The sequence below is a fragment of the Bacteroidales bacterium genome (assembly GCA_031276035.1).
Classification (GTDB): Bacteria; Bacteroidota; Bacteroidia; order Bacteroidales; family BM520; genus RGIG7150.
In genome coordinates this window covers 482,969-492,815 of sequence record JAISNV010000001.1, presented here as the reverse complement: position 1 = coordinate 492,815, position 9,847 = coordinate 482,969, and the positions used below count along the sequence as shown (strand labels likewise).

The 9,847-nt window shown below is 30.8% G+C and carries 7 protein-coding genes; 4 read left to right on the top strand and 3 right to left on the bottom strand.

Annotated elements, in window-relative coordinates; translation table 11 throughout:
• Positions 1-397 (bottom strand): hypothetical protein (locus tag LBP67_01950; protein ID MDR2083742.1); only part of this gene is annotated, 397 nt, incomplete at its 3' end.
• 247 nt (positions 398-644) lie between these two features.
• Between LBP67_01950 and LBP67_01945 the strand changes: the two genes are divergently transcribed.
• Both LBP67_01945 and LBP67_01940 read left to right on the top strand, forming a co-directional pair.
• Positions 645-2,774 (top strand): M3 family metallopeptidase, encoded by a 2,130-nt coding sequence (locus tag LBP67_01945; protein ID MDR2083741.1) that lies wholly within the window; start codon positions 645-647, stop codon positions 2,772-2,774.
• Positions 2,775-3,030: 256 nt separating this feature from the next.
• Positions 3,031-4,296: an OmpA family protein gene (locus LBP67_01940; protein MDR2083740.1), complete on the top strand. Its 1,266-nt coding sequence runs from the start codon at positions 3,031-3,033 to the stop codon at positions 4,294-4,296.
• A 191-nt stretch (positions 4,297-4,487) separates the two neighbouring features.
• Here the strand turns inward: LBP67_01940 and LBP67_01935 are convergent, their stop codons facing one another.
• Positions 4,488-5,345 (bottom strand): hypothetical protein, encoded by an 858-nt coding sequence (locus LBP67_01935; protein ID MDR2083739.1) that lies wholly within the window; start codon positions 5,343-5,345, stop codon positions 4,488-4,490.
• A 461-nt stretch (positions 5,346-5,806) separates the two neighbouring features.
• On the opposite strand from LBP67_01935, the gene LBP67_01930 reads away from it, so the two are divergent.
• Together LBP67_01930 and rmuC are read left to right on the top strand one after the other, a co-directional pair.
• The gene (locus tag LBP67_01930) at positions 5,807-6,397 is read left to right on the top strand and encodes a flavodoxin (GenBank protein ID MDR2083738.1); all 591 of its coding nucleotides are present in this window, start codon (positions 5,807-5,809) and stop codon (positions 6,395-6,397) included.
• Positions 6,398-6,485: 88 nt separating this feature from the next.
• Positions 6,486-8,009, top strand: coding sequence for a DNA recombination protein RmuC (gene rmuC / locus LBP67_01925; GenBank protein ID MDR2083737.1), 1,524 nt, complete (start codon positions 6,486-6,488; stop codon positions 8,007-8,009).
• Between the two features lie 153 nt (positions 8,010-8,162).
• Here the strand turns inward: rmuC and LBP67_01920 are convergent, their stop codons facing one another.
• The gene (locus LBP67_01920; protein ID MDR2083736.1) at positions 8,163-9,641 is read right to left on the bottom strand and encodes a metallophosphoesterase; all 1,479 of its coding nucleotides are present in this window, start codon (positions 9,639-9,641) and stop codon (positions 8,163-8,165) included.
• Positions 9,642-9,847 lie beyond the last annotated feature (206 nt).

The window sequence follows — 9,847 nt, the reverse complement described above, 5'->3', positions numbered from 1 at the left end:
TTTTTATAGAAGAATCTCTGTCGTTATTATTATAAGGTCTCTTAGAATCATTATAATCCTTATTCTCCGAAGAAGAATTATTTTTCCGGTTAGAATACGGTCTTTCTGAATTATTTCTATGATTATCGGAATACGGCCTTTCTGAATTATTTCTTTTTATAGAAGAATCTCTGTCGTTTCTTCTATCATCTTTTCTATTATTAAATTCTTTTCGTCTTTTAGGATTATATTCAATCTCTGTTTCCGAAATAGAATAATCATCCGAAGAAAGAATATTATCATTTCTCTTTGGCCGCGGACTTCTTTTTCTTTCCGAATAAAAATTGCTCTCAGAGTTGTTCTTTTTATCTGATGAAAACCTTTTTTGCAAAGAGTTTTCGTTATTATCTGTTGTCATATCAAAAATTTTGCAAAGGTAAGAAATTATTGAGAATATATCGTTAATAATTAACTTATTAATATTTAAAATATTTTATTCCGGAATTATATGAAGGTAAATTCTAAGATTATCTATAATCAAATTTACTTTTTATATTATAAAGATAATTAGCAATAAATAAAAAAATGATATAAATATCAATATTCAAATTCTTAATTCTTAATTAAAAAAGTTATTTTTGTAGCCAAAATAAAATTGAATTTATATGAAAAAACTTTTTATTCTAACACTCGCTATATGTGTGAGTTTCGTTGCGTGTAAAAATCAGAAAACAGAAAAAAACATTGACATGAATAACCCTTTATTACAAACTTATGAGACTCCATTCGAAGTACCGCCTTTTGATAAAATCAAAACGGAACATTATTTACCTGCTGTAAAAGCCGGTATCGAAAAACATAATAAAGAAATTGCTGCAATAATTAATAATTCCGAAGCGCCTAATTTTAAAAATACTATTCTCGCTTTTGATAAATCAGGTGAAGATTTAAATAGGGTTTGTGCGGCATTTTTCTGTATTTTATCTAATAATATTGACGATGATATACAAGCTCTTGCACAAGAAATCTCACCTATGTTATCACTACATGGTGACGAGATTTCTTTGAATGAAAAACTTTTTAATCGAATAAAAACGGTTTACGAAACCCGTAATGAATGCGGTCTTGATAGGTATCAGATCAGAGTTGTGGAAAAATATTATGACGATTTTGTAAGAAACGGAGCAAATTTATCTCCGCAGGATAAGGAAACTTTAAAAGATATCAACGGTAAATTATCGATGTTATTTTTACAATTTGATGAAAACCTTCTTTCAGAAACCAATAATTTCAAGATGTACATTGAGAATGAAGATGATTTGGCCGGTTTGCCGGACAATGTTATTGCCGCCGCCGCTATTGCTGCCAAAAATGACGGAAGCGAAGGCAAATGGTTATTTACGACTAAAAAACCATCAATGTTGCCTTTTCTTCAATTCTCCCAGAAAAGAGATCTTCGTGAAAAGCTTTATAAAGCTTATTACATGAGAGGAAATAATAATAATGAAAATGATAATAAAACTATTATTCAAGATATTACAACGTTAAGAGTTAGAAAAGCTAAGTTGTTGGGATATAATTCTTTTGCTGATTATCAGATATCTAATAATATGGCACAAAAAACAACTACGGTTTTAGATTTTATTTTAGATATTTGGTCTCCTGCTCTTGATGTTGCAAAACAAGAATTGAAAGATTTACAAAAAATTAGTAATAAAGAAGGCAATAAATTTAAACTCGAATCTTGGGATTGGTGGTATTATGCCGAAAAATTACGTAAAGAGAAATACGATCTTGATGAAAATGAACTTAAACCGTATTTTAGACTTGAAAATGTAAGAGACGGAATGTTTTATTTGAGTAATAAATTATATGGAATTACATTTACAAAGCTCGAAGGTATTCCTGTTTACCTGCCTGAAGTAGAAGTATTTGAAGTTAAAGAAGCAAACGGAGATCATGTAGGATTGTTATATTTGGATTATTTTCCTCGTCCCGGAAAAGGTCAGGGAGCCTGGTGTTCCGGACTCAGAGAGGGCGGCGCAGATATAAACGGTAAACGTATTTATCCTATTGTAACTATTACTTGCAATTTCACAGAACCCACAGGAGATTTACCAGCTTTACTGACCTTTGATGAAACGGAAACTTTATTCCACGAATTCGGTCATGCTTTGCACGGATTATTCTCTTACAGTCCGTATAGCCGTATTAGTGGCGATATGCCGAGAGATATGATCGAACTTCCTTCACAGATATTGGAGAATTGGTGTTCTGAACCCGAAATGTTGGAAATTTATGCTACTCACTATGAAACAGGTGAAGTTATTCCAAATGCTTTAATCAAAAAGATTCAGAAAACAAGCACTTTCAATACGGGATTTAATACAACGGAACTGCTTGCGGCTACATTACTTGATCTTGCTTGGCATAATAGAATGGGAGTTGATAAAGTTGATGTTAATTCTTTCGAAAAGAATTCTATGACAAATTACGGATTAATTCCTGAAATTCTTCCGCGTTACCGTTCTACTTATTTCGGACATATTTTCAGTGGTGACGGATATGCTGCAGGTTATTATGTTTATACTTGGGCGGAAGTTCTTGACAAAGATGCTTATCAAGCCTTTGTTGAATCCGGAGATATTTTTAATAAAGATTTAGCTGCGAAATTCCGTAAATATATTTTAACGGAATGCGGTAATGACGAAGCTATGATTCAGTATTTTAATTTCCGTGGCAAAGAACCTTCAAGTGTTCCTTACATGAAATCGAGAGGGCTTGTTAAGAATTAATAGTTAAGAATATACAGTAAAAGATAATAAATTTGAGGTTCAAAGTTTAACTTTAAATTTATATTACATTAACTCTGTTTTGGTTTATACATTGAATTTATAATTTATTTAGAAAAATAAATGTTAAATATAAATTTGTTATATCTTTGCACCTCAAAATTTATAATTTAATCCGGTAAGGGGTTTATTAAATATATAAAACTATTAAAATTTAAATAATCAAATAATTAACAAGAACGAATAAAACATTATTTTTATGAAAAAACTAATTTTAAGTTTAGCATTAGTACTTGCTTTTAGTACAGTAATTTTTGCGCAATCGAATCAAGAAGTTAAAACAATGAGAAAAAATACCTCTCATTGGTCTATCGGAGCTAAAGGCGGATTGGATTATTTCCGCGTTATGCCTCGTGCTACCGGAGAAACCACAATGAAAAAATATATCAGTCAAGGTGGTTGGTCATTCGGAGCTTTTGTAGATTATGCCGTTAATCCTTATTATAGTATAGGACTTGAAGGCAGTTATTTTACATACAACAGAGGTGTAAATGGAAATACTTATAAAGGTAATACTATAGATGTAGTATTGATGAATTCGATTAATATGTCGAATGTATTAACCCCATACAGATCCGGTGGCTGGAGATTTATTGATTTCTATTTTACTTTTGGACTCGGCGCAGGTTTTTACACTTTCCAGACTCCTGCGGATGCTGATTATGTAGATAGACAATTCTCTGCTTTAGGTGTCGGCGGTATTGATATTGAATTTAATGTAAGTAAGTCAATATCATTATTACTTGAAGGTCAATACAGATATTATACAAAACCTAATTTAGGCGGTACTGCAGATGTAACCAGTAATGATGCGTTGGCTGTTAATATCGGACTCAGATGGAAAATCGGCGCAGCTAAAAAAGATCATGTTCGTAATATGATTCCAAGTGAATATTATCCTGCTCCTGTTGAAGAAATTATAATTGAAAGAATAATCGAAATAACTGATGAAGACTTGGTTCAACGAGTAAATGAACTTGAAAATAGTTATTCAAAAGTTTCTGATGAGAATAATAATCTTAAAAAAGATTATAATGATTTAAGAAGTAGATTATACAGATTAGAAAATGAGAAACTATATCAATTGGAAAAAGAACTTGAAAAATTGGAGGCGCTGGAATCTGTTTCAATTGCATTTGAAAATATTGAATTTGAATTTAATTCGTATAACCTTACAAATAATGCGAAAAATTTATTAAATCAAATTATTACTATTTTAAATGCTAATAAAAATTGGAATAAAATTATTATTTCCGGTCATACTGATAATGTAGGTTCTGCTGCTGCTAACAAAGAAATTTCTAAAAAGCGTGCGGATGCCGTAAAAGATTATTTTGTTTCTAATGGCATTGCTCCTGCAAAATTAACCACAGTAGGTTATGGTTTTGATAAACCTGTTGCAACCAATACAACTCCGGAAGGCAGAGCTCAAAATCGTCGTGTAGAATTTGAAATCTCAAAATAAAGAAGTAACAATTAGTTAAATAAAAAAAGCCCGGAAGAGATTTCGGGCTTTTTTATTTAAAGGTTCTGAATACCTAAAAAGATTGTTAGTATTTCATAATTAACATTCTGTTTTATTGAGTTGAGGGTTGTTATCAACATTTCTTTATTTCTTTGTTAAAATGCTGATGCTCAAAATTTGGCTTTAAGCTTTTAGAAATAAAACATTAAGTTTAGATAACCAGTTGGTTTTAATGTAAAGAAGGATGATTTCGGATATATCGGTTGTTCTCCGACGGAAACATCATTTGTAATGCTACTCCATTCTTCTGTTATTGCATTACTCTCACCAACAAAATTGTATGAAGCTGCGAGGCGAAATTCCGGACCGATAGAAATATTTTTACAAATAAAGAAATCAACACCCACGAAAGCAGCAACCCCTAATGTTATGGTTTTAAGTTTATCATAATCTAAAATTCTATAACCATTATAAACCATGTTTGAAGTAGGCGATTGATTAGGCAATTGAGATATAAAATTATTTCCGAAATTAGCTGTAGATGGAAGTTTATTTTCTGCAGTAATAGCATTTCCGTACTCAAAATGCAATTTTTTTATATTTGCACCACCAAATAATTCTCCGCCGCAATACCCTTGTAGTCTCCAAACATTATGACGATATTCCAACCCAACTCCTAGTTCGAAGTATGTATTTCTTTCTTTGCGTGTGTCAATGGTAACAGGATTAACAGCCATAGGATCGTTCCTGAAAGTGTTATCGTCTCTAACATAAAGTAGAGTTTTTGAATTATTGATGCCAATATCCAGACGTGTACGTAGAGCTAAATTCTTTGACAAGAAGGTCCTTAAGAAAATAGCTGATTGATAAGATTTAACAATATTATCTATATCATCTTCCCCAAAGTTGCTAATACCTTTTAATAAATATCCCAGATCTAAACCGATAGATTTGGTCCCTGTATTAGGAAAGAAATCCTCATCGATTTGAGCATTACAAATAGCAGGAATAACAAATAATGTTAATAACAATATACGTAATTTTTTCATAGACATAAAATTTTAGATTAAATAGTTTAATTTAGTTATTAATAATAAAAATTTATAATTTTGCAAAGATAAAAAACAATTTGGGATTTATTAACATTATATTCGTTTTATTGTATACCTAATTTAATTATATTATAGAGATTATGGGAATTAAAAAACAAAAGATTATAATAATTATATTGGAAGAGAAAGCCGATCAACCGCTTTTTTAAATATGAGGATATATGTGTAAAAAATCGAAAACCATGTAAGTCATTCTAAAAATTTTTAAGAATTTATTAATAAAACGTCAGGGGAATCCGAAAAATATTTTAGGGGTTCTTTTTTTATTAAGTAATGGTTTTAAAATTAATGCTAACTGATTTGTCGGCAACAAAAGAAAAATAATCGTTAAATTTTGTTCCTTATCTGAAATTCTTGTAATTTTGTGCGGAATTTTAATTATTAACTATTATAAACTTATGAAAGCGAAATCACTTTTAATTATTTTATTAAGTGTATTATTATTAGCATGTAATAATACCAAAAAAGATACCGGTGCAATAAGAATCGAGAAAGTTCCCGAACCGAAAATTCTAATAGCGTATTATTCTTTAACCGGAAATACGCGGGAAGTAGCCGAACAAATTCACGATAAATTCGGTGGCGATATATTCGAAATAGAATTGCTAACTCCTTATCCGACGGATGAAAAAACAGTAATTGATATTGTAAAAGTTGAAATGGAAAGCGATTACTTGCCCGAAGTACAAAATAAAGTGGAGAATATGGATGAGTATGATATTGTGTTTTTAGGTACTCCGATTTGGTTCGGAACAGCCGCAACTCCGATTTTTACTTTTGTAAAAGAATATGATTTTTCCGGTAAAAAAGTTATCCCGTTTTTCACTTGTGGTGGTGGCGACGAAGGATCTTATGTAGAAGATGTTAAAGTTTTTTGCGAAGGTGCGGAAATTTACGAGGCTTTCGGTAATAGACGTCCGGACAGAGAAGAAGGTACGCATGTTGAGAAAGTACAGAAATACCTGGATCAGTTAGTATTTAATAATTAATATATGATAAAGAGAGTGTTATATATATAATATTCTTAAAAATGTTAATTCTATAATTTTGTAAATAAAAAACACGGAGTCTAAAGGCATGAACATTGCGATAATAATTTTACTAACAGCTATAATAATACTTTTAATTGTATTACTTACAAGAAACCCTAAACTCGATACAAGTGAAATCAATGACAAACTCGTGAGAATATATTCTGATCTTGCAAAGATAGATTCTATAATCAGAGATGAGTTTGCCCGTAATCGTGAAGAAAATCAGAAATCCTTCAAAGAAAATAGAGAGGAACTTAATAATTCATTTAAACTTTTGGGAGATAATCTTTCAAGAACAGTAACCGATCTTTCCAATGCTCAGAAAAATCAGTTTGAGATCTTTTCAAAACAATTGGCCGAATTAGTTAAAAATTTCGATGAAAAAACAAAAGCTCTTCAAGATCAATTGGATAAATCTTCTAAAGAAAGCAGAACGGAACAAAAGGAAACTTTAAAATCTTTTGAGGATAAATTTACTCAGAATGTGAAAGAGTTTAATGAACTGCAAATTCAGAAATTCAATGATCTTATTAATAAACAGGAACAAATAAAAGCTGCTACTCAAGACCAACTGAAGGAAATACGCGAAACGGTTGAAAATAAACTTAAAACATTACAGGAGGATAATAGTAAAAAACTCGAGGAAATGCGTAAAGTTGTTGATGAAAAGCTTCAGGAAACGGTTGAAAAAAGGTTTAACGAATCATTTAAAATGATTAGTGAAAGACTGGAACAGGTTCATAAAGGTCTGGGTGAAATGCAAACTTTAGCATCAGGTGTTGGTGATTTGAAAAAAGTACTAACGAATGTTAAAACGCGAGGTAATTTAGGAGAAATACAACTTGGTGCTATTTTAGAACAAATTTTCTCTCCCGAACAATATGAAAGAAATGCAATGGTTAGAGAAGGCAGTCAGGAAAGAGTGGAATATGTAATAAAGCTTCCGGGAAAAAATCCGGATGACAAGTCTCTTTTATTGCCGATTGATTCGAAGTTTCCTATAGAAGATTATCAAAGGCTCGTAGATAGTTACGATAATGTTGCAAATATGAATCCGAAAGAGGTGGAAGCCATTGCTACTCAATTTGAAAATTCAGTTAAAAAATGTGCAAAAGATATTAGAAATAAATATATTAATCCGCCTGTTACTACGGATTTTGCTATTATGTTTGTTCCTACTGAAGGACTTTATGCCGAAATTTTAAGACGGCCCGGGTTAGTTGAAACCTTACATAGAGAATGTAAGATTACAGTAGTCGGTCCTACTAATTTAGCTGCTTTTCTGAATAGTTTGCAAATGGGTTTCAGGACGTTAGCCATTGAGAAACGATCTAGTGAAGTTTGGGAAATTCTTGGTGCGGTAAAAACAGAATTCGGTAATTTCGGAATTATATTAGATAAGACAAAGAAAAAACTTCAAGAAACTGTTAATGTTATAGATCAAGCCGGCGTTCGTTCCCGTGCCATTGAAAGAAAACTCCGTACCGTACAGGAGTTGCCTCAGGAACAGAGTACGGCATTACTCGGCGAAGTTATTGAATTGGAAGATGAAGAAGTTGAAAGTTGAGAAAATTAAAACCAATAAAGGTTGGAAAATTGTTAACCGTCATTATCCATTAAATAATATGTAAACTTTGAAGGTCAGTTAATCTTGTTTACATGATTATTCCTGATTAAGAATATATTATCATGATTTCAGGCCGAAGTAATATTTAATCATTTAATCCGCCACTTTCAATTCAATCACTGTGATCTCGGGTTTTAACCCGATTCGAAATGGAAACCCGACACTGCCAAAACCGGTATTAATGTATAAATACCGGTTATTATGTTCATACAATCCTGCCGTGTATTTATTTTTAAGTCGATATAGATTTAAATTTGATTTTCCGGATATACCGATTTGCATTCCGTGAGTATGTCCGCTGAGTGTTAAAAAAACATAATTGTTAATATATTGAATAACATCAACCCAATAATCGGGATTATGAGTCATACATATTACCGGAAGTGATTCCGGAACATTTTTTAAAGATAGGCCAATATCCGCATTGCTTGGATAATGAGAATCTTTGCGATTATAATGCTCGGTTCCGGCAAGAACTATGGTATCATTATCTTGAATAAGATAAACACTTTCATTACGAAGTAAATGCCAATTCAATTCTTCAAAATAATTCAATAACTCATTAAAATTTTCAGTTTCAAAAATCTTATCCTTAGAAGTTTTATAATAATAAGTGCCGTAATCGTGATTTCCCAAAACAACATATATGCCGTAAGAAGCTTTGAATTCCTTCAAACTGTTTATCAAAGGTTTGAGTTCCGAAGATTTGTAAGAAACAAAATCACCTGTAATTAAAATCAGATCTGGATTTTCATCATTAATGATTTTAGCAGCTTTAAGTACCATTTTATCATTAGAAAAGTAGTCTGCATGTATATCCGAAAGTTGTATGATTTTATAATCTTTGAAGTTGATTGGAATTATTTCAGAATAAATGTTAATTTTTGTTGTTTTTATTGATTTTGTCCATGTGAATGGTGCCGTAACGCAAAAGAGAAGTATTGCTAAAGATATAAATATACTGATTACAAAGGGCAAAGATAGAAAAGCTAATCTTGAAGACATAAAAGAACGAAAAGTATTCCTTTTTCTCTTTTCTTTGGTTTTTAATTTTTCAGACTGATAATCCGACGCTTGAGCCTTTGAATTTGAGACATGAAGTTTGGAACCGGTAATCAAGGATTTTAATTTCAAGATTATCCATAAAATCAGTACTAACCCGTTGAAAATAAAATGAGCTATCATTAATGCAAACAACAAAGTTGCTATTATCAGTTTAAAGTATATATTCCAATCCGGTATAGGATAGATTATTCCGGTAATTGCTGTGAATAAAAGTAGGATATATGGAAGAAAATAAATGAAAAGTGAAAAGTTGGAGAATAAAGATTTGTTGATAAATTGGTATTCTGATAAATCTGTTTCAATTCTCGAATCTTTTTGTCTCTGAAACTTTGAATTGCCAAATTCGATAATTTGTGTTAATAAAACTAAAAATATTAAATCTGTTATGAAGATAAAACTATAAAATTGTATTCCGTGAAAATTTGGCGGTAAAAAGAATTTTGCAACGTTAAAAATAATTGTTGATATAACAAATATTGACATTATTATTATGATATTCTTTTTCACGGTAAACTTTTTTGCAAATGTAGTTTTTTCAATTGACAATTTATAATATTTTTATAGTCTTGTTGAGGAGGCTTCAATATAAAGCAGTTTAGATTTTGTAAATTTTAAACCTTTTTACCGGATTAAATCTTTGTAATTTAATTTTGTTGTTAATCGAAAAACTACACAAAGAAAAGATATTTTCCTGTATAGTTTCAAATAGTTGC